The sequence below is a fragment of the Paraburkholderia bannensis genome (genome assembly GCF_014200455.1).
Taxonomy (GTDB): Bacteria; Pseudomonadota; Gammaproteobacteria; order Burkholderiales; family Burkholderiaceae; genus Paraburkholderia; species Paraburkholderia bannensis_A.
On record NZ_JACHBW010000002.1, the window covers coordinates 180,357 to 199,984 of the forward strand.

General features: G+C 66.4%; 17 protein-coding genes. 12 read left to right on the plus strand and 5 right to left on the minus strand.

Translation table 11 applies throughout. From position 1 onward, the window contains the following. Nucleotides 1-608: 608 nt before the first annotated feature. Complete coding sequence (gene mnmC / locus F4827_RS03810) at nt 609-2,594, minus strand: bifunctional tRNA (5-methylaminomethyl-2-thiouridine)(34)-methyltransferase MnmD/FAD-dependent 5-carboxymethylaminomethyl-2-thiouridine(34) oxidoreductase MnmC (protein WP_183721780.1); 1,986 nt, start codon at nt 2,592-2,594, stop codon at nt 609-611. Between the two features lie 411 nt (nt 2,595-3,005). On the opposite strand from mnmC, the gene F4827_RS03815 reads away from it, so the two are divergent. Beyond that, nucleotides 3,006-3,284: an HU family DNA-binding protein gene (locus F4827_RS03815; RefSeq protein ID WP_027815965.1), complete on the plus strand. Its 279-nt coding sequence runs from the start codon at nt 3,006-3,008 to the stop codon at nt 3,282-3,284. 108 nt (nt 3,285-3,392) lie between these two features. Here the strand turns inward: F4827_RS03815 and F4827_RS03820 are convergent, their stop codons facing one another. Beyond that, nucleotides 3,393-4,775 carry a GTP-binding protein gene (locus F4827_RS03820; protein ID WP_183721782.1) on the minus strand — a complete coding sequence of 461 codons (1,383 nt, stop codon included), beginning with the start codon at nt 4,773-4,775 and terminating at the stop codon, nt 3,393-3,395. 186 nt (nt 4,776-4,961) lie between these two features. Next, entirely contained in the window at nt 4,962-5,405 is a 444-nt protein-coding gene (locus F4827_RS03825) for a lytic transglycosylase domain-containing protein (protein ID WP_183721784.1), read from the minus strand. 552 nt (nt 5,406-5,957) lie between these two features. Between F4827_RS03825 and gspD the strand changes: the two genes are divergently transcribed. The 3 genes from gspD to gspF are packed head-to-tail and all read left to right on the plus strand — an operon-like array spanning nt 5,958 to nt 11,056. Beyond that, nucleotides 5,958-8,333, plus strand: a complete 2,376-nt coding sequence (gspD, locus tag F4827_RS03830) for a type II secretion system secretin GspD (RefSeq protein ID WP_183721786.1) — start codon at nt 5,958-5,960, stop codon at nt 8,331-8,333. After that, the gene (gene gspE / locus F4827_RS03835) at nt 8,330-9,814 is read left to right on the plus strand and encodes a type II secretion system ATPase GspE (protein ID WP_311672487.1); all 1,485 of its coding nucleotides are present in this window, start codon (nt 8,330-8,332) and stop codon (nt 9,812-9,814) included. Before gspD ends, gspE begins: the two co-directional genes overlap by 4 nt. A 24-nt stretch (nt 9,815-9,838) precedes the next feature. Then, nucleotides 9,839-11,056: a type II secretion system inner membrane protein GspF gene (gspF, locus tag F4827_RS03840; RefSeq protein ID WP_183721790.1), complete on the plus strand. Its 1,218-nt coding sequence runs from the start codon at nt 9,839-9,841 to the stop codon at nt 11,054-11,056. Between the two features lie 51 nt (nt 11,057-11,107). On the opposite strand, the gene F4827_RS03845 is transcribed toward gspF, so the two are convergent. Beyond that, nucleotides 11,108-11,521, minus strand: coding sequence for a general secretion pathway protein GspC (locus tag F4827_RS03845; protein ID WP_183721793.1), 414 nt, complete (start codon nt 11,519-11,521; stop codon nt 11,108-11,110). A 240-nt stretch (nt 11,522-11,761) separates the two neighbouring features. Here F4827_RS03845 and gspG point away from each other — a divergent pair, with 240 nt between their 5' ends. The 8 genes from gspG (at nt 11,762) to F4827_RS03885 (ending at nt 17,856) form a co-directional block, all read left to right on the plus strand. After that, entirely contained in the window at nt 11,762-12,232 is a 471-nt protein-coding gene (gene gspG, locus F4827_RS03850) for a type II secretion system major pseudopilin GspG (RefSeq protein ID WP_167063886.1), read from the plus strand. Nucleotides 12,233-12,339: 107 nt separating this feature from the next. Then, entirely contained in the window at nt 12,340-12,852 is a 513-nt protein-coding gene (locus F4827_RS03855) for a GspH/FimT family pseudopilin (RefSeq protein WP_183721795.1), read from the plus strand. 1 nt (nt 12,853) lies between these two features. Continuing rightward, the gene (gene gspI / locus F4827_RS03860; protein ID WP_183722707.1) at nt 12,854-13,276 is read left to right on the plus strand and encodes a type II secretion system minor pseudopilin GspI; all 423 of its coding nucleotides are present in this window, start codon (nt 12,854-12,856) and stop codon (nt 13,274-13,276) included. Nucleotides 13,277-13,283: 7 nt separating this feature from the next. Further along, nucleotides 13,284-13,961 (plus strand): type II secretion system protein J, encoded by a 678-nt coding sequence (locus F4827_RS03865; RefSeq protein WP_183721797.1) that lies wholly within the window; start codon nt 13,284-13,286, stop codon nt 13,959-13,961. 2 nt (nt 13,962-13,963) lie between these two features. Further along, complete coding sequence (gene gspK, locus F4827_RS03870) at nt 13,964-15,097, plus strand: type II secretion system minor pseudopilin GspK (RefSeq protein WP_183721800.1); 1,134 nt, start codon at nt 13,964-13,966, stop codon at nt 15,095-15,097. A 46-nt stretch (nt 15,098-15,143) separates the two neighbouring features. Further along, a complete protein-coding gene (gene gspL / locus F4827_RS03875; RefSeq protein ID WP_183721802.1) occupies nt 15,144-16,529 on the plus strand; it encodes a type II secretion system protein GspL in 1,386 nt (461 codons plus the stop codon). Then, a complete protein-coding gene (locus F4827_RS03880; protein WP_260174955.1) occupies nt 16,526-17,056 on the plus strand; it encodes a type II secretion system protein M in 531 nt (176 codons plus the stop codon). Before gspL ends, F4827_RS03880 begins: the two co-directional genes overlap by 4 nt. Nucleotides 17,057-17,076: 20 nt before the next feature. After that, a complete protein-coding gene (locus tag F4827_RS03885; RefSeq protein WP_183721806.1) occupies nt 17,077-17,856 on the plus strand; it encodes a type II secretion system protein N in 780 nt (259 codons plus the stop codon). 55 nt (nt 17,857-17,911) lie between these two features. On the opposite strand, the gene F4827_RS03890 is transcribed toward F4827_RS03885, so the two are convergent. Then, on the minus strand, nt 17,912-19,507 hold the full coding sequence (locus F4827_RS03890) for an efflux transporter outer membrane subunit (protein ID WP_183721808.1): 1,596 nt from the start codon (nt 19,505-19,507) through the stop codon (nt 17,912-17,914). Nucleotides 19,508-19,628: the final 121 nt, after the last annotated feature.

Sequence of the window (19,628 nt, forward strand, 5' to 3'; positions counted from 1 at the left end):
GGCTGTCCTGAGCACTGAGATTCAGTTCAGGCGGCATCCGTTCCGTGGATGCGTCGGCCAGGTGATGTCGCTTGTCTGGCGGATGACGCGGAAAAGAACGGCGATTGTGCCATAGCTTTTTTGCAATTGTCCCACCTGAACCGATGAAGCCTGGCGTTGGCGGTAATTGCGCCCGTTTTAACGGACGATGTGGAAAAAATGACCGTGCGAGGGGCGTACCGAGGTTGTATCGGCCACAACAGCGCGGCAGCGCTTTGCGCCGGTTTTCCTGCCAGAGCGATAGCGTCAGCCTAAGGTTTACGGTTTACCGTATGTATACGTAGTAGAAGTTAACAAGGGCGGCACTTTCCTGTGGATAACCCCTGTATACCTATGGGAATCATCGGCTTGGCGATCGAACAACCCGTCGCACAGTATGTGGTGTGTTGCCTGGCAATCAAGAATAACTTTTCAGGGGCGCAAAGCAGGCCGCGAGTTATCCCGTTTACGCCCACATCGCGCCCACACCAAACTTGTCCACAACTCGCGCGGTTATCCACATGTCCACGGGGATAACTGTATTGGTGGTGTTGTAAGGTTTGTTGTAAGGCTCGCGCCGCCGGGTTTTGCTAGAGGCTGCGTTGGCGCAAGGCGCGTTGCAGGAAGCGGGCCGGATCGATCTGTTCGGCGAGTTCGCGCTCGATCGGCCACGGTTCGCCTTCGAGTTGCGAGGCGATCAGCTCCGCGCCGAGCGAAGCCCAGACCAGCCCACGCGAGCCGAAGGCGAACGCGCCAAAGAGTCCTGGCGCACGCGGCAGATCCAGCGGCCAGGCGCCCGAGAGACGTTGGGCGTCAAGGCGGGCGGCGTTCTCGTCGCCGAGCTGGCCGAGCATCGGCATGCGGTCGCTCGTCACGCAGCGCAGCGCCACGCGGCCGCGCCAGCCAGTTGGCGGTTGCGAGGTTTGCGCCAGCTCCGGCAGCATCAGCGCGACGCGTTCGAGATTTTCCACATGCCCCGGCGCACGCAGATCGAGATTCGTATCGTCCACTTCGTAGGTTGCGCCCGCGAGCGTGACGCCGCCGTCCAGCGGCACCGCGTAACCATCGCCGATCACGGGCACGCGCAGCGCCGCGAGCGGGCTGTGGTCGATCAGCGTGAGCTGGCCGCGCACGCTGCGCGTCGGTGCGAAGTCGAGCGCGGCGGCTCGCGCGGCATCGTGCGCATTGGCGAAGATCACCGCGCCCGCCTGCGCGATCAAGCCGCCGGCATCGTCGAGTACCTGCCATGAGTCGCCCGCGCGCGCGATGCGGCCGACCTGCACGCCGTAGCGCACCTCCACCTGCGCGCCGCTGTACGCGCTGGCCGCGGCGATCTGCGCACGGCACAGCGAAGCCGGGTCGATCGCGCCGCCGCGCGGATAAAGCCAGCCGCCCTGAGCGAGCGCAACGCCCGCGATTTGCTGGGCCTCTTCGCGATCGACCGCGCGCACGAATTCATCGGGATAACCAAACGATGCGAGTGCGTGCGCCACGGCGCGCGACTCGTCGTCGGTCGCCAGGTGCAGCAGTCCGGCATGACTGCGCTTTGGCGCGTGACCCAGCGTATCGAGCGCGGCCCAGCGCTGCAGCGCGTAGAGGAAGCCCGCACGCGTGATGCGCGAGGCGTTGCTGTCGTCGCGCGAAATCAGCGGATGAAACACGCCGGCAGGGTTGCCCGATGCCTCGCGCGCGGGCGCGGGATGGCGTTCCAGCAAGGTCACGCGCCAGCCGCGCGCGGCCAGCCGCTCGACCAGCGCACTGCCCGCGAGGCCCGCGCCGATCACCACGGCATGTCGTTCGGCAAGCGGCGTCGGCAGCGGCGGCTCGTGACGGCGCACTCGCCAGCGCGGCGCGAAGCGTCCGCTCAGCATCGCCCATTTGCCGCCGAAGCCAGGCGTTTTACGAAACTCGAAGCCATTCTGTTCGAGCGCGCGCTTGACGTCGCCCGCGCTGCTCCAGGTGGCGAAGGACGCCTCGTCGCCCGCGACGCGTGCAAGTGCCCTGAAGATGGCCGGCGACCAGAGTTCGGGATTTTTCGCGGGCGCGAATCCGTCGAGGTAAATCGCGTCGGCGCGTAACCACATTTTGGGAAGTGATTCGACGGCATCGCCGAAGACGAGCGTGAGCGTCACACGCCCGCCCTCGAATTCCAGCCGATGTGTGCCTGGCACCAGCATCGGCCATGCGTCGACCAGTTCGCGCGCGAGCGTCGTGAGCGTCGCAAGCGCGCCATCGGAGGCTTGGGCGACGACGGCGTCGAGCACGGCGCGCAGATCTTCGCGCGCAAACGGGTGCTTTTCTACCGAGACAAAATGCAGGCGCTCGCAACGAGAGGGATCGTCGCGCCAGGCATTCCAGGTTGTGAGGAAGTTCACGCCCATGCCAAAACCCGTTTCCAGCACCGTGAAAATGCGCAGGTTCTGCCAGCGTTCCGGCAGGCCGTTGCCCTGCAGAAAGACGAAATCGGACTGCGCAAAGGCGCCCGAAGGGCTGTGATAGACGTCGCCGAAGTGCGGCGAAAACGGCGTGCCATCTTCGCGAAAGGCGAGCGTGGCGGGAATCAGGGTGGCGGTCATGACTAACGCGAGCGCGGGGAAAGTGGGAAATGCCCGTGGGGTCTGGGTTTGCGGCCGCAAAGCGTTGGCCGAACGCAACGCGCGAATGTTAAATCGATGCATGCCGGCTGCGTTTTGAGCGCGGCGCACATCAAAAACGCAAAGACCTGCAGAAAAACCCGCGCGGACCCCTCGAAATCTTCGAAACCCTTGTCGTTATTGGGTTTGCGCTGCGCTATCATAGCAAGCGCCGCCCAGGGAAGCGGCAGCACGGACGTCGCGGGAAGGCGCTGGCGCTTGTTAGCGCTTTACGCCGCGACGCAAATCCCCGGGGTGCTCCGGGTCCGCGCTGCTCGACGGCGCGGCACGCGTCCGTATAATCGGCGCGTTCGCGCTGTTCGTGTCAACCTAAACACAGAAAGGAATATCTCAATGAATAAACAGGAACTGATCGACGCCGTCGCAGCACAGACGGGCGCTAGCAAGGCTCAAACCGGTGAAACGCTGGATACGCTCCTCGAAGTGGTCAAGAAGGCCGTGTCGAAAGGCGACGCTGTCCAGCTGATCGGCTTCGGCAGCTTCGGCTCGGGCAAGCGTGCGGCACGTACGGGCCGTAACCCGAAGACCGGCGAGACCATCAAGATTCCGGCAGCCAAGACCGTCAAGTTCACGGCTGGCAAGGCGTTCAAGGACGCCGTCAACAAGCGTTAAAGCACGTTCAAGCAATACCGCTTTAAGTTGACACCCGCCCCTGGCGGGTTTTTTTTCGTCCGCCGTTATGAAAAAGCCGCCTTTTTCAGGCGGCTTTTTCATATTCGATCAGTCGTGACGATGGACGATTTCGCCCTCGCCGTCGTGATCATGATCGTCTTCATCGTCGAAATCCCATTGCGGGAACGGGTCCGTGTAGGCCTGCCAGGCGTCGGGGCCGGCGGCGAATTCGGCATCGGTGACGAGGCAGGCGTCGAGCTTCGCGCGCCACGCCGCATGGTCCAGATTCACGCCGATCATCACCAGTTCCTGACGACGATCGCCAATGCGCGTGTCGTTGGCGTCGCCAAACCAGTCGCGGGCGATTTCCTGTTCCAGCTCGTCGTCCTGCGGCCATTCCTCGCGCGGCTGCGCCGCCCACCAGGTGCCCGCCGGGCCGTGCCGGCACACGCCGCCCGCCTGCGAGAGCTGGCCGGCCACATCGTTGCGCGTCGCGAGCCAGAAAAAGCCCTTCGAGCGCAGCACGCCGGCCCATTCCTGGTTGAGCAGCGCCCACAGCCGCTCGGGATGGAACGGCTTGCGCGCGCGATAGACGAAGTTGCCGATGCCGTAGGCATCCGCTTCGCTGCGATGCTGGTGATCCGGATGGCTGCAATGCGCGCCGCAATCGCCGCCGCCCTGAGTGTTGTCGTGACTGTGGTCGTGAGCGTGATCGTGGTCGTGCGAATGGTCATGCGCGTCTTCGTGCAGCGAAGACAGCCAGCCAGGGGCGCTCGCGGCCGCATCGAAATCGAAGCGACCCGTGTTGAGCACGGCGTCGAGCGGCACCTCGCCAAAGCGGCTCACCACCTGCACCGCGCGCGGATTGATGCGCGCGAGAATCTGCTGCAGTTGCGCGAGGTCCTCGGCGCTCACCAGATCGGCCTTGTTGAGCACGAGCACGTCGCAGAACTCCACCTGCTCGATCAGCAACTCGACGATGGTGCGGTCGTCGCCCTCGCCCACCGTCACGCCGCGCTCGGCAAGCGGATCGGCGCTGGCGTAGTCGCGCAGGAAATTGAAGGCATCCACCACGGTGACCATCGTGTCCAGCCGCGCGATATCGGCCAGCGATGCGCCGTCTTCGTCGGTGAACGTGAAGGTTTCGGCCACCGGCATCGGCTCGGCTACGCCGGTCGATTCGATCAGGATGGCGTCGAAGCGCTGGCCCGCCTGGGCCGGGTCAGCCAGCCGGCGGATTTCGGTGAGCAGGTCGTCGCGCAGCGTGCAGCAGATGCAGCCGTTGGACAGCTCGACCAGTCGCTCTTCGACACGCGCGAGCGCGGAGGCGTCCCGCACGAGCGCCGCATCGATATTGACGGCGGCCAGGTCGTTGACGATCACGGCTACGCGCAGACCGGCGCGGTTCGCGAGGACGTGACTGAGCAATGTGGTCTTGCCCGCGCCCAGAAAGCCGGAGAGCACGGTGACGGGCAGTGGCGTCGGGTTCATCGCAGTGTGCAGTAAGGAAACAGGGGAAACCGGAAATAGCGGCAGGAAAAGCGCCCCGCTCGGGCGTTCCGGCGGCGCAAGCCTGCATTTTGCACCATGCGGACCCGGCGCGCTGACGGCGTACGCCGTCCGGGCGGGTCGCCGGATCGCCGCGTCAAGCGGGACGCAGCGCCTTGCGCGGTCCCGTCAGGGCATCAGCTTCCATTTGCGCAGGATGGCGGCGATCTGCTGGGCGTACTGATCGCGCAGCGTGGGCGTTTCGGAATGGTATGCGCCCACCGCCGCCCAGGTGTTGCCGTATTTGTTCATCTTCTGGCGCAGATGCCAGGCGGCGATGTAGACGTTCTTGCACGGCTCCATCAGCGTGCTTTGCGAGATGCCGTATTGGGCGAGCGCAGGCAGATGAATCGAATTGATCTGCATCACGCCGTAGTCGGTCGAACCGTTCGCATTCCTGTGCAGTGCGTCAGGCGTGTTGTGCGACTCCTGCCAGGCGATCGCGCGCAGGATCAGCGGATTGACCTTCTGATAGCGCGCCGCCTCGTCGAAACAATCGGCGCGCGCCGGCGCACTTGCAACAGCGGCAAGCATGACGAGAGCGGAGATCGTGGCGGACGCAACCTTTTTCATTGCAACGTCGAATGGAGTGCGAAACAGTCCTGGCGGGAATCGGTACGGGTTTTGCCCAATACGCACCGGCTGGCGCCGATATCGGGAAAACCCGCGTCTTTCAGGCGCAACGTGCGCGCAAGCCCTGAGTCCACAGGTATCGCGCCGCCCGTATGATACCGGCAGTCCATGACGCTTCAAACTGCCCGAACGGCCGATACGCGAACTCCGTCAGACAGCGGGGCATTGCCGTGGCCCCGGCTTGACGCGCCCCAATCCTTACAAATGCCTTTTGCAGCATTCCAAGCTTTAGAAGAAATCCCCAGACGTTTTGCCTTTGTGACAAATTCGACACGAAAAACTGCTACTGTTGCTCTTTTTGGTGAGCATCGGTTGCCGGGGGAGGAGCGTCGGCAGTCTGCGGCGGTTGGGAGGTCGGCGGATGCGTCGCATGCATCCAGCGGGCCGTTCGCACGGGCACGATGTGCACTGAGCACGATAAGTACGGATAAGTACGAATGGCCGGCGGTGTCCGCTGCCGGCTTCGAAAAGACACCCATGAGAAGAAATCGTATGGCTTTGCGCCGCCTCGCCACGGCGCTGCTCGTGAGCGGACTGATGACGGCGCAGCTCGCGCATGCCCAGGTCACCCTCAACTTCGTCAACGCCGATATCGATCAGGTCGCGAAGGCCATCGGCGCGGCCACCGGCAAAACGATCATTGTCGATCCGCGCGTGAAGGGGCAGCTCAATCTCGTTTCCGAGAACCCCGTGCCCGAGGACCAGGCGCTCAAGACACTGCAATCGGCGCTGCGCATGCAGGGCTTCTCGCTGGTGCAGGATCACGGCGTGCTCAAGGTGGTGCCCGAGGCCGACGCCAAGCTCCAGGGCGTGCCCACTTATGTGGGTAACGCGCCGGGCGCGCGCGGCGACCAGGTCATCACCCAGGTCTTCCAGCTGCGCAATGAATCGGCCAACAACCTGCTGCCGGTGCTGCGTCCGCTGATTTCACCGAACAACACCATCGCGGCCTATCCGGGCAATAACGCGCTCGTCGTGACCGACTATGCCGACAACGTGCGGCGTATCGCGGCGATCATCGCGGGCATTGATACGGCCGCCGGCCAGCAGGTGCAGGTCGTGCCGCTGCGCAACGCCAACGCGCTCGACATCGCGCCCACGCTGCAGAAGATGCTCGATCCGGGCGCGATCGGCGGCTCCGATCCCACCCTCAAGGTCACGGTGCTGGCCGATTCGCGCACCAACTCGATCATGCTGCGCGCCTCGAACGCGCAGCGCCTCGCAGCGGCCAGACAGCTCGCGAAGGAACTCGACGCACCGACCAGCATGCCGGGCAATATGCATGTGGTGTCGCTGCGCAATGCCGACGCCGTGCAACTGGCCAAGACCCTGCGCGGCATGATGGGCAAGGGCGGCAACGATTCGTCCTCGGGCAGCGGCAATGCCAGTTCGTTCAACCAGAACGGCAATGGCAATGGCAACAGCGGCGGCGGCATCGGCGGCAGCAACTCGACCGGTATGTCCGGCACGCCGCCGTTGCCCAGTTCGCTGGGCGGCAGCGGTTCGTCGAACAATCCGATGGCGGGCGGTTCGTCCTACGGTGGCAATAGCGACTTTCTCGGCGACAACGGCAAGGACAAGAGCGACGACAACTCGTCGGGCGGCGGCATGATCCAGGCCGATGCGGCCACCAATTCGCTCATCATCACCGCGCCGGACCCGCTCTATCGCAACCTGCGCACCGTGATCGACCAGCTCGACGCGCGCCGCGCCCAGGTCTATATCGAAGCGCTGATCGTCGAGCTGAACTCGAACACCAACGCCAACCTGGGCATCCAGTGGCAGATCGGCAGCGGCAATCTGTTGGCGGGCACCAATCTGTCCACCGGCGGCAGCAACAGCATCATCAATCTGACGGCGGGCGCTGTGACGGGCGGCGGCCTCGTGAGTTCGCTGGCCGGCCTGCAGCAGGGGCTGAACGTGGGCTGGGTGCATAACCTGTTCGGTGTGCAGGGGCTGGGTGCGCTGCTGCAGGCGCTGTCGCAGACTTCGGACGCCAACGTGCTGTCCACCCCTAACCTGATCACGCTCGACAACCAGGAAGCGAAGATCGTGGTGGGCACCAACGTGCCGATCCAGACCGGTTCGTATTCGAACCTCACGAGCGGCTCCACGAGTTCGGCGTTCAACACCTATGACCGTGTTGATGTCGGCCTGACGCTGCACATCAAGCCGCAGATCACTGAAGGCGGCGTGCTCAAGCTTCAGCTTTACACCGAAGATTCGGCGATCGTGAATGGCACGACCAGTGTGGCGACCAATCCGGCCGGCCCGGATTTCACCAAGCGTTCGATCCAGTCGACCGTGCTGGCCGATAACGGCGAAATCATCGTGCTCGGCGGCCTGATGCAGGACAACTATCAGGTCAGCAACAGCAAGGTGCCGTTGCTCGGCGATATTCCGTGGATTGGCCAGCTGTTCCGTTCGGAAAACAAGACGCGTCAGAAGACCAATCTGATGGTGTTCCTGCGCCCCGTGATCATCAGCGACCGCGATACGGCGCAGGCCGTCACGTCGAACCGCTACGACTACATCCAGGGTGTGACGGGCGCGTACAAGTCCGACAACAACCTGATGCGCGACAAGGACGATCCGGTCGTGCCGCCGATGCCGATCGGTCCGGCTGAAGGTGGATCTGCGGTCAATCTGTTCGATCTGGACCGCATGCGACGCGACCAGATCGTGCGTTCGCTGCCCGCGAACGCCGCGCAGATGCAGCCCGCGCAAAACGTGCAAACCGCGCCGGTCCGGACCGCGCCGGTGCAAACGTCGCCCATGCCGGTTCAGGGCGCGCCCTTGCAGGTCACGCCCGCAGACCCGACGCAACAGCAGCAACCCCTCACGACCACGCCGAGGGTGCAGCCTTGAGCACCGCAGAGACACCGCGCCAGTCCTTGCCGGCGCCCTCGCCGCTGGCCGCACGGCTCGTGCCCTACGGCTTCGCGCGCAGCGGTCAGCTCCTGGTCGCCCAGCAACACGCCGAAGGGCTCGAAGTGTGGATCAGCGATCGCACCTCGCAGGCGGCGATCGCCGAGGTTGCACGCAATTTCGGCGCTTTTACGCTCGTGCGCGTGCCTGCCGACGAACTCGCCCTGGCGATCAACCAGGCCTACGCGCGCCAGGACGGCAGCGCGGCGCAGGTGGTGGGCGAAGTGGAAGGCGAAGTCGATCTTTCGCGTCTCATGCAGGACATTCCCGAAGTGGAAGACCTGCTGGAGTCCGAAGACGATGCGCCGATCATCCGCATGATCAACGCTTTGCTCACGCAGGCGGCGCGTGAGCAGGCTTCGGATATTCACATCGAGCCGTTCGAGAATGCCTCGGTGGTGCGCTTTCGCGTCGACGGCACGCTGCGCGACGTGGTGCGCCCAAAGAAGGCGCTGCATGGCGCGCTGATCTCGCGTATCAAGATCATGGCGCAGCTCGATATCGCCGAAAAACGTCTGCCGCAGGACGGCCGCATCACGCTGCGCGTGGGCGGGCGGCCAGTGGACGTGCGCGTCTCCACCCTGCCGACCGGCCACGGCGAACGCGCCGTGCTGCGTCTGCTCGAAAAGGATGCACAGCGCCTGAACCTGGAAACGCTCGGCATGGCGTCGGACACGCTCGGCCAGTTCGACCAGCTGATCGCCAGGCCGCACGGCATCGTGCTCGTGACCGGCCCGACCGGTTCCGGTAAGACGACCACGCTGTATGCGTCGATGTCGCGGCTGGAAACCGCCACGACCAACATCATGACGGTGGAAGACCCGATCGAGTACGACCTCTCGGGAATCGGCCAGACCCAGGTGAACGAGCGCATCGGCATGACCTTCGCGCGGGCGCTGCGCTCGATCCTGCGTCAGGACCCGGACATCATCATGATCGGCGAAATCCGCGATCTGGAAACCGCGCAGATTGCCGTGCAGGCTTCGCTCACGGGTCACCTCGTGCTAGCCACGCTGCACACCAACGACGCCGCTTCCGCCGTCACGCGTCTGACTGACATGGGCGTGGAGCCGTATCTGCTGGCCTCGTCGCTGCTGGGCGTGCTGGCGCAGCGGCTGGTGCGCCAGCTTTGTCCGCATTGCAAGGAAGCGCGTGTGGAGGAAGACGGCCGCACGCGCTATCACCCGGTTGGCTGCGAACGTTGCGGCAATTCGGGCTATTCGGGCCGCCGCGGCGTGTACGAACTGCTGCTGATCGACGAACCGATCCGCGCGCTGATCCACCGTAACGCCGCCGACGCCGAGATCTTCGCCGCCGGCCGCGCGCAAGGCATGCGCACGCTGCGCGACGACGGCGAGCGCTGGCTCGACGCGGGCACGACTTCGCTGGAAGAAGTGCTGCGCGTCACGGGCGGCGCGTAAGGCGACGGGAGGCGAACAAGCACCATGCCGGCATTCCGTTTCGAAGCGATCGACGCCGCGGGCAAAGCGCAAAAAGGCGTGCTCGACGCCGACAGCGCACGCGGCGCCCGTCAGCAGTTGCGCGGCCAGGGGCTCACGCCGCTGGTCGTGGAGCCGGCTGCGACGCGCACGCGTGGCGCGCGCCAGCAACGTCTGGCGCTCGGGCGCAAGCTCTCGCAGCGCGAACAGGCGATTCTCACCCGTCAGCTGGCGAGCCTGCTGATCGCGGGCCTGCCGTTGGGCGAGGCGCTTGCCGTGCTCACCGAGCAGTCCGAACGCGATTACATCCGCGAACTGATGGCGGCCATTCGCGCCGAAGTGCTCGGCGGCCATTCGCTCGCCAACGCGCTGGAGCAGCATCCGCGGGATTTTCCGGACATCTACCGCGCGCTGGTCGCGGCGGGCGAGCACACCGGCAAGCTCGGCATCGTGTTGTCGCGTCTGGCCGACTACATCGAGCAGCGCAACGCGCTCAAGCAGAAGATCGTGCTGGCCTTCACCTACCCGACGATCGTCACGATCATCGCGTTCGGCATCGTCACCTTCCTGCTGAGCTACGTGGTGCCGCAGGTCGTCAATGTGTTCGCGAGCACCAAGCAACAGTTGCCATTTCTGACCATCGTGATGATGGCGCTCTCGTCGTTCGTGCGGCAATGGTGGTGGGCCGTGCTGATCGTCGTGGCGCTGGTGGCGTGGATGGTGCGGGCGACCTTGCGCCGTCCCGGGCCGCGCCTTTCGTTCGATCGCTGGCTGCTCACCGCGCCGCTTGCGGGCAAGCTCGTGCGTGGCTACAACACGGTGCGCTTTGCCAGCACGCTGGGCATTCTGAGCGCGGCGGGCGTGCCGATCCTGCGCGCGCTGCAGGCGGCCGGCGAGACGCTTTCGAACAAGGCGATGCGCAACAACATCGACGACGCCATCGTGCGCGTGCGCGAAGGCACCTCGCTGTCGCGCGCGCTCGGCAATACGAAGACGTTTCCGCCCGTGCTGGTGCACCTGATCCGCTCGGGCGAGGCGACCGGCGACGTCACGACCATGCTGGACCGCGCCGCCGAAGGCGAGGCGCGCGAGCTGGAACGGCGCACGATGTTCCTCACCAGCCTGCTGGAGCCGCTGCTGATTCTGGCGATGGGGGGCGTGGTGCTGGTGATCGTGCTCGCGGTGATGCTGCCGATCATCGAACTGAACAACCTCGTGCAGTAAAAGGCTGCGCGAGGCGGGTTTGAAGCTTGCGCTGACGCTGACGCAAAGCCGTTAGCGCACGTAGATGGTAGGACCGCCGGGGTTGGCGGGCAGGAAGATTTCCGAGTGCACGCCATGACGGTCGATCACGATTGAGCGGGCGCGCACTTCGGCGAGCTTCGAGTCCTGACCGATCGCACCGCCCAGCGCGATGGCGTGAGCCGGTTCGCCGCCGATGCTGACGATCGCCGCCGCGCCCTGCGACAGCGCGAGGATGCCGAACAGATGGATGTCCTGCGCGACGTTGTGGTCGAGCTTGCCGCCGAACAGCACGCCGGCCTGATCGAGCGAGACGGGCGGCTGGGCTGCGGCGGCCTGCACGGGCGCCGCGCGCGAGGCGGCGATTTCGAGCGTCCACCACGCGGCCGTGGCGCAAAACACCGCGAAGGCAGCGAGTGACAGAAGACGGATTTGCAGTGGGTTCATGCGGGCCATTGTACGGAGTTATGTGTACGTTTTGATGGCAGCAAAAGCCTTGGCAGGGCTAGTAGAAGTACGTATCGGGTTGAGAGCCAGATTGAGACCCAGGTTCAGACTCGAAAGAGGGTCGCAAAGGCGTCATCGTGTGACATTACAATGACCCGTCACAGACGCGGCGCAGTGCGGTGCACTGTACGCCGCAGCAACACGCAACGATCATCATCAGGAGGGAAGTCCGTTATGTCCATGTGGGCCAAATACCGTGGGCAAATCAGCCGCGACGTCATCGAGGGGCGCACGCGCCGTCAACGCGGCTTCACGCTGATCGAAATCATGGTCGTGATCGCGATCCTCGGCATTCTCGCCGCGCTGATCGTGCCGAAGATCATGAGCCGTCCCGACGAAGCGCGCCGCGTGGCGGCGAAGCAGGACATCGGCACGATCATGCAGGCCATGAAGCTCTATCGCCTCGATAACGGCCGCTATCCGGCCCAGGATCAGGGTCTGCAGGCGCTGGTCCAGAAGCCGACCACCGATCCGGTGCCGAACAACTGGAAGGACGGCGGCTATCTGGAGCGCCTGCCCAACGATCCGTGGGGCAATCCGTATCAGTATCTGAACCCGGGCGTGCATGGCGAGATCGACGTCTTCAGCTATGGCGCCGACGGCAAACCGGGCGGCGAAGGCAACGACGCCGATATCGGTTCCTGGCAGTAGCCATCATTCACTCGCGATAAGCTGCGCGGCGCGGTCCAGTCGAAATTCCAGCGTCCTTTCGACCACCGCGCCGCGATGTTGCGCCCCGCACCTTGCCCTTTCAGCCCATGCGATCCCGCCCTGCCAGCATTGCGCGCCGCCGTGACCGTGCGCCGACGCTCACGCGTTCGGCCGGCTTCACGCTGCTGGAAATGCTCGTGGTGCTGCTGATCGCCGGGCTGCTGGTATCGCTCGCCTCGCTGTCGCTCACGCGCAATCCGCGCACCGATCTCAACGAAGAGGCCCAGCGGCTCGCGCTGCTGTTCGAATCGGCCGGCGACGAGGCGCAGGTGCGCGCGCGCCCGATTGCGTGGCAGCCGCTTGCGGGCGGCTTTCGTTTCGACGTGCGCACCGAGGACGGCTGGCGTCCGCTGCGCGACGACCTGCTCGGCCCGCGCGGTTGGGAAGGCGGCGTGACCGGCGTGTCGATCACCTACCCCGGCAGCGACGACGATTACCATGCGAACCGGCTCATCTTCGGCACCGAAGCCGTCGAACAGCCGGTCGAGATCACGCTCTTTTCCGCGGCGGGCCGCGCGACGATCGTTGGCACCGGCACGGGCCGGTATGAGGTTCGCTGAGATGCGCGAGCGCCTTTTTCACCGCCCTGTTCAGCGCACCTTACCGCGCCGCGCCGCAGGCGGCTTCACCATGATCGAGGTGCTGGTGGCGCTCGCCATCGTGGCGATCGCGCTGGCTGCATCGTTGCGCGCGGTGGGCAGTCTCGCCACCAGCGAAGCCGAACTGCACGACCGCCTGCTCGCGGGCTGGAGCGCCGACAACGCGCTCGCCCAGTTGCGCCTCGCGCATGCCTGGCCCGATCTTGGCGAGCGCAGCTTCGACTGCTCGCAGGGCAATCTGCGCCTGACCTGTACGCAGCACGTCGCGGCCACGCCCAATCCGATTTTTCGCCGCGTGGAGGTGTCGGTGACGACGCCGGGCCGCGACGGCATGCTTGCGCAACTCGTCACGGTGCTCGGCAATGAGACGAACCGGTCACTGTGATCATCCGATGCGCATGACACCGTCAAAACGACGCGAACAGGGACGCGAACGCGGCTTCACGCTGATCGAGCTGCTGGTCGCCATCGCCATCATGGCCGTGGTGGCGATCCTGTCGTGGCGCGGACTCGACCAGATCGTGCGCGGGCGCAACATCATCACGCAATCGATGGCCGAGGAGCGCGTATTCGCGCAGATGTTCGACCAGATGCGCATCGACACGCGCCAGGCCGCGAGCGACGACGAAGCAGGTTCGCCCGCCATCGCCGTCGACGGCGGCGCGCTGCAGATCGTGCGCGCGTTCCCGGTGCCGCCGGGCTCGGCGCCGCGCCTGCAGGTGGTGCGCTACCGCGTGACTAACGGGCAGATCGTGCGCTACGCCTCGCCGCCGCTCGCGCATATCGGCGAGTTGCGCGGCGCGCTGCGCGGCGGCGAATCCGCTGCCTGGAGCGCCTTGCCGATGATGCAGGGGGTCACCTCGATCACTGCGCGCCTCTACGTGCCGAAGGTCGGCTGGACCTCGGACATGGGCGACGTGCGCTCGCAGCTCAACGCCAACAACAACGGCGTGAAGGTGCCGCAGCTCGGCAACGCACCGGTGCCGCGCGCCGTGACGGGGCTGGAAGTGCGCGTGGGCGCGCGTTCGCTCGCGTTGCCGGTGACGCGCGTGTTCGTGGTGGGGGAATGAGCATGCGACGTTTCCCGCTGGCCCGCTGCCTTCCCCGCTCGCTGCGCGCGCGGCGCAACACCGCGAAACAACGCGGCGCGGCGATCATCAGTGCGCTGATGGTGGTGGCGCTGTCGGCGATTCTGGTCTCGGGCGTGCTCTGGCGCCAGCAGGTGCAGATACGCCGCATCGAGAACCAGCGCCTGCTCGCCCAGGCGCAGTGGATCTCGCGCGCGTCGCTCGACTGGACCCGCCTGATCCTGCGCTCGGAAGCCGATACCTCGGCGGGCGTGACTTATCTGGGCGGCGCGTGGGGCATGCCGGTGGCGCGCACGCGGCTGTCGGACTTTCTCGGCCAGATCGGCGAGGCGCGCGCCGAACAGGGCGCCGATACGTGGCTTTCGGGCTCGATCGAGGACGCCCAGTCGCGCTTCAATCTGCGCAATCTGGTGAGCGCTTCGGCGCCTGGCGCGCTGCAACTGAACCTCACGCAGATCCAGGCGTTCGCGCGCCTGCTGCAACTGCTTGGCATCGACGGCCAGCTCGCGAAGAACGCGGCGGTCTATCTGCGCTCGGGACTCGCGTATTCGGTCACGCGTTTCCAGACCGCTGCCGCGGGCGTGAGCGCCAGTGGCACGCCCGCCACGCAGCAGATCGGCGGTGGCATCGGCGGCGGCGCGAACTTCACCAATAACCCGGGCATCAGCGACGGCGGCGGCGACAGCAACAACGCACCTATTCTCATCACGAGCGTGGACGGCCTGCTCGACGTGCCCGGCTTCACGCCCGACATCGTCGCGCGGCTGCGGCCCTTCGTGACGATCCTGCCGACCACCACGCCCGTCAACATGAATACGGCCTCCGCCGAAGTGATCGCCTCGATCGTGCAGGGCATGAGCCTGTCCAGCGCGCAGGCCTTCGTGTCGCGGCGTCAGACGGTGTTTTTCCGCAATCTGAGCGACGTGCAACTGGCGCTGACCGGCGCGGGCACGCCGCAGACAAGCATCGATTCCACGCTCTGCGACGTCAATACGAGCTATTTTCTGGTGCATGGGCGCGTGCAGCACGAGCGCGCCGTCGTCGACCGGACCACGCTCGTGTGGCGCGACTCCCTCACCCACACGACGCGCATCGTGCGCGTCTGGGACGAATCCTGAAGCGAATCATGAAGCCGTACCAGTCCAACATCGAAAAGAGGTGCGTGTGAGCACGCTGATCGTCCTGATGCCGCCCCGCGACCCGGCGGTTCACTCGCAGGAATGGCAATTGCCGGAACTGCCGTTCGTGCTGCTCGACAAGACGGGCCACACGCAGCGCGCGGGCCGCGCGGCGCTGGGCCTGTTGCCGAAAGCGTCGGCGACCGTGCTGCTGATCGCCGCGCGCGACCTGCTGATGGTGTCGGCCGCGGTGCCGCCGCTCAAAGGGCCGCGGCTGCGCCAGGCGCTGCCCAACGTGGTCGAGGATCACCTGATCCAGGACCCGCAGACCTGCCATCTCGCGCTCGATCCCGTGCGCCTGCCCGACGGCCGGCAGACCGTGGCGGCCATCGATCGCGGCTGGTTCCGCTTTATCGTCGAGGGTTTCACCGGTGCAGGTCACCGCAACCTGCGCGCGGTGCCGGTGGCGCGCTGCCTGCCCGTCGCGCTGAACGTTGCCGCGCCGGTTGCGGAGCCCGTCGTCGCTGGCGAACACGAAGGTGCCGAAGCGCCAGCCGAAGCTCCTGCCGTCGCCGCGCCGCGCGAAGCCGTGACGGCCTGCGTGCTTGGCCATGTGATGGCGACCGCCCCAGCGCTGCTGCCCGACATGGCAGCGGCCCCCGCCACGACCGCCGCGCTGCTCGAACTCGCCATCGTGCGCGGCGCGGCCGCCGAAGGCTTTGCCGTGCCGGCCGCGAGCGTCGCCGCGACGGTCGCCGCCCTCGCCGGCGATGCCGATGTGACCCGCTACGTCCTCACCGGCCTGCCTGGCGAGCCCACCAGCGCCGCCGACAAGGCCGCCGCATGGGCCACATTCGCCGCCGCCCTGCCCGGCGCGCAGCCGCTGTCCTTTGAGACGCTCGCAAAGCGCGCACTCGCCTGCAAGTTCGATCTCTGCCAGTTCGAGTTTGCCGCCCAGCCGTGGCGTCTGGACCGCGCCACGCTGCGCCGTCTGCGTGTGCCGATCGTGCTGGTGGTCGCCTCGCTGGTGGTGGCGATCATCGGCGCGAACGTGCAATGGCTGATGCTTTCGCGGCAGCGCGACGCCATGAACACGCAGATGACCGAACTGCTGCTCAACGCCTTTCCCAAGACCACCGTGGTGCTCGACCCGGCCGGGCAGATGGCGCGTCAGCTGTCGCAGCTGCGCGTGGCCGCGGGCGAGCCGTCGCCCGACGACTTCCTCGCGCTCGCCGACGGCACCGCGCGCTCGCTCGGGCCGGTGCCCGCCAATGCGATTGCGGCGCTCGACTATCACGACCGGCGTCTGGATGTGACCTTCAAGCCGGGTGTCAACGTCGATAGCGGCCTCGCCCAGCGCCTCGCGCGCAACGGCCTGACCGGCACGCAGGACAGCAGCAGCGGCAAATGGACCATCAGGAGCGCGTCATGAAGACATCGGCAACGGGCGGCGCCTTCGGCGAGGCCGTGCAGGAACAGTGGACCAACTTCTGGGAAGCGCGCACGGCACGCGAAAAGACCCTGCTGACGTGGGGCGGCGCGGTGCTGGCCATCGCCATCGGCTATTCGGTGCTGTGGCAGCCGGCGGCTGACGGCCGCGCGAAGCTGCGCGAAAGCCTGCCCGCCCTGCAGCGTGAGCTATCGCTGATGACGGCCCAGGCCGACGAGGCGCGTGCGCTTTCGGGCGCGGCGGCGAGCGTCGCGCCGGGCGGCCAGGCGCTCAAGGATGCGCTGACGGCGTCGCTCGCCGATCACGGCATGCCGGGCGCGCAGGTCCAGATGGTCGGCACGGCGGCGCAGGTGCAGATGAAGAACGCGTCGTTTCCGGTCTGGACGGCCTGGCTCGACGACGTGCGCAAGCAGTTCAAGGTGCAGGTGGTCGAAGCGCATATCACCGCGCTCAAGGCCGACGGCCAGGTCGATCTGACCGCGTCGCTGCAGAGCGCGAACGCGCGCTGACATAGCCAGAGGTCGATCGTATGTCTTACTGGATGCGGCGCGCACGCGCCGCGCTGCCCTGGCTGCTGGTCGCCGTGCTCTCGGTGGGAGCCGTGCTGCTGGTGCGTCTGCCCGCCGCCTGGATCGCGCCGCAATTCGCGCGCGCGACCCAGGGGCACGTCAATCTCGTCGATCCGCAGGGTTCGCTCTGGCACGGTTCGGCCACGCTCATGCTCGCGGCCGGGCACGATGTGCAGGGTGCAACGCTGTTGCCAGGGCGTATCGAGTGGCGCGCGTCGTTCTGGGCGCTGTTCACGGGCCGCGTGCGCCTGCAGATGCGTCAGACCGAGGCGATGCCCGATCCCGTCGACGTCGAGGCGACGCCGCGTGGCGCGACCGTCACGGCGGGTGCGATTGCGGTGCCGGCCTCGCTGCTCGCGGGTCTTGGCGCGCCGTTCAATACGCTCGATCTGGACGGCAACGTGCGGCTCGCCTGGAGCCCATGGCGCGTGTTCGGCACCGATGCGTTCGGGCGTTTGACGCTCACGCTCGGCGATATGAGTTCGCGAGTCTCGCTGGTGAAGCCGCTGGGATCCTATGAAGCGGTGCTGCAGGCGCAGGGCGCATCATCGACGCTCGATCTGAGCACGCAGAAAGGGCCGCTGATGCTGGATGGCCACGGCACCTTCTCGCGCAACTCGGCGATGTTCAACGGCACGGCGAGCGCCACGCCCGACCAGCGCGACAATCTCGCGGGGCTGCTGAATCTGCTGGGACGGCCGATTGGCCCCGGTCAGGTCGCGCTGACCTTCATGCACTGACGGCGTTGCGCCGTCGTGCCCTTCACGCTGCCCGCGCTTTATACGTTCCGCTCGCTTACTGCGCCTGAGTGTTCTGGGTAAATGCGGCGGCCGTGCTGGCCGTCGTGCCCGCTGTGGCCGATGCGGGCACCGGCGCGGGCGCGGTCACACCGCCGCTCTCGCGATCCATCTGCGCGGTGTCCCAGCCGCCGCCGAGCGCCTTCACCAGCCCCACCGACGAGACCATCCGCTGGCCGGCAATGCTGGCGAGCTTCTGCTGCGCCGTAAATGCCGTGGTCTGCGCGGACAGCACGTTCTGATAATCGATCGTGCCGGCCTTGTACTCGTTCGTGACGATCGCCAGCGCATGCTGCGCCGACTCCACCGCCTGCTGCTGCACGACGATTTCCTGTGCGAGGATGCGCTGCGAGGCGAGGTTGTCCTCGACATCCTGGAACGCGGCCAGCACGGTCTGGCGATAGGTCGCGACCTGCTGGTCGTAGGCCGCGCGCGCGGCTTCGGTCTGCGCGCGGCGCAGGCCCGCATCGAACACCGTGGCGGCCAGCGACGGCCCGAGGGTCCAGAAGCGCGACGGCAACTGCAACAGCTGCGAGAACACCGAGCTTTCGAAACCGCCGCTTGCGGACAGCGTGAGGGTGGGGAAGAACGCCGAGATTGCCACGCCGATCTGCTCGTTGGCGGCCGCTGCCTTGCGTTCGGCCGAAGCGATGTCTGGACGCCGTTCGAGCAGCGCCGATGGCATCGTGAGCGGCACGACGGGCGGCGTAGCCGTGAGCGGCGAGGCCGGTATCGAGAACGACGAAGCCGGCTGGCCGACCAGCACCGCAATGGCGTGCTCGTCCTGGGCGCGCGCCACGCCGTTGTCGATGGCGGCGGCCTGGGCGGATTGCAGTTGCGTCTGCGCCTGAACCACATCCGCGCGGCCCGCCACGCCCTGGGCGTACTGGTTCTGCGTGAGCGTCAGCGACTTCTGATAGGCGGCCACCGTATCGTCGAGCAGCTTTTGCTGGGCGTCGAGCGCGCGCAGCGTGAAATACGTCTGCGCAAGCGTGGCCTGGGCGGACAGGCGCGCGTTGGCCAGATCGGCGGCTGCGCCCTGCTGGCCGGCTTCCTCGGCGCTCACGGTGCGGCTCACCTTGCCCCAGAGATCGGGCTCCCAGGTGGCGTCGAGGCCCAGATTCACGTTGTTGCTGATGTTGCCGCCGCCACTCGAAAAGCCGCTGGCCGAACTCGAAACGCGCGAAGGCGTGCGCGAACGCGTGCCTGAGAACGACGCGCTCACCAACGGGAAATACGCGGCGCGCGCCTCGCCGACCAGCGCGCGCGCCTGGCGGTAAGCGGCGGCGTACTGCGCGACGGTCTGGTTGTTCGCATCGAGCTGATCCATCAGCCCGTTGAGTTGTGCGTCGTCGTAGATGAGCCACCAACTGCCGCGATCCGCCGTATCGGCCGGTTGCGCCACCTTGAATCCTTCCGGCGCCTCCTTGTATGCCGCGGGCATTGCCGTGTCGGGCCGATGATAGTCGGGGCCCACCGCGCAGCCGCTCAACTGGAACGCGAGTGCCGCCGCCGCGCCGATCAGCGCGAGCGTGGGCGCGCGACGGCGCTGCAAAGCGGGAAGGCGACCGGGAAAAACGAGACGGCGGGACATGCGGGAAATTCCTGTCGATGCGGCGGGCGAGAGCTTGGACGACGTCCGGCCCGCTGCGTAATGAGTGGCAGCGGCGGCGGCGCCGGGTTGCGGCAATGGTAGCGCACGCGTGTTGCGCCGC

Coding starts and splice junctions, on each gene's coding strand:
- gspK (WP_183721800.1), top strand. CDS start 13,964: ATGCGACGTTTCCCGCTGGCCCGCTGCCTTCCCCGCTCGCTGCGCGCG.
- gspI (WP_183722707.1), top strand. CDS start 12,854: ATGCGCGAGCGCCTTTTTCACCGCCCTGTTCAGCGCACCTTACCGCGC.
- F4827_RS03815 (WP_027815965.1), top strand. CDS start 3,006: ATGAATAAACAGGAACTGATCGACGCCGTCGCAGCACAGACGGGCGCT.
- gspG (WP_167063886.1), top strand. CDS start 11,762: ATGTGGGCCAAATACCGTGGGCAAATCAGCCGCGACGTCATCGAGGGG.
- F4827_RS03865 (WP_183721797.1), top strand. CDS start 13,284: ATGCGCATGACACCGTCAAAACGACGCGAACAGGGACGCGAACGCGGC.
- F4827_RS03825 (WP_183721784.1), bottom strand. CDS start 5,405: ATGAAAAAGGTTGCGTCCGCCACGATCTCCGCTCTCGTCATGCTTGCC.
- F4827_RS03890 (WP_183721808.1), bottom strand. CDS start 19,507: ATGTCCCGCCGTCTCGTTTTTCCCGGTCGCCTTCCCGCTTTGCAGCGC.
- gspD (WP_183721786.1), top strand. CDS start 5,958: ATGGCTTTGCGCCGCCTCGCCACGGCGCTGCTCGTGAGCGGACTGATG.
- F4827_RS03885 (WP_183721806.1), top strand. CDS start 17,077: ATGTCTTACTGGATGCGGCGCGCACGCGCCGCGCTGCCCTGGCTGCTG.
- F4827_RS03880 (WP_260174955.1), top strand. CDS start 16,526: ATGAAGACATCGGCAACGGGCGGCGCCTTCGGCGAGGCCGTGCAGGAA.
- F4827_RS03855 (WP_183721795.1), top strand. CDS start 12,340: ATGCGATCCCGCCCTGCCAGCATTGCGCGCCGCCGTGACCGTGCGCCG.
- F4827_RS03820 (WP_183721782.1), bottom strand. CDS start 4,775: ATGAACCCGACGCCACTGCCCGTCACCGTGCTCTCCGGCTTTCTGGGC.
- F4827_RS03845 (WP_183721793.1), bottom strand. CDS start 11,521: ATGAACCCACTGCAAATCCGTCTTCTGTCACTCGCTGCCTTCGCGGTG.
- gspF (WP_183721790.1), top strand. CDS start 9,839: ATGCCGGCATTCCGTTTCGAAGCGATCGACGCCGCGGGCAAAGCGCAA.
- mnmC (WP_183721780.1), bottom strand. CDS start 2,594: ATGACCGCCACCCTGATTCCCGCCACGCTCGCCTTTCGCGAAGATGGC.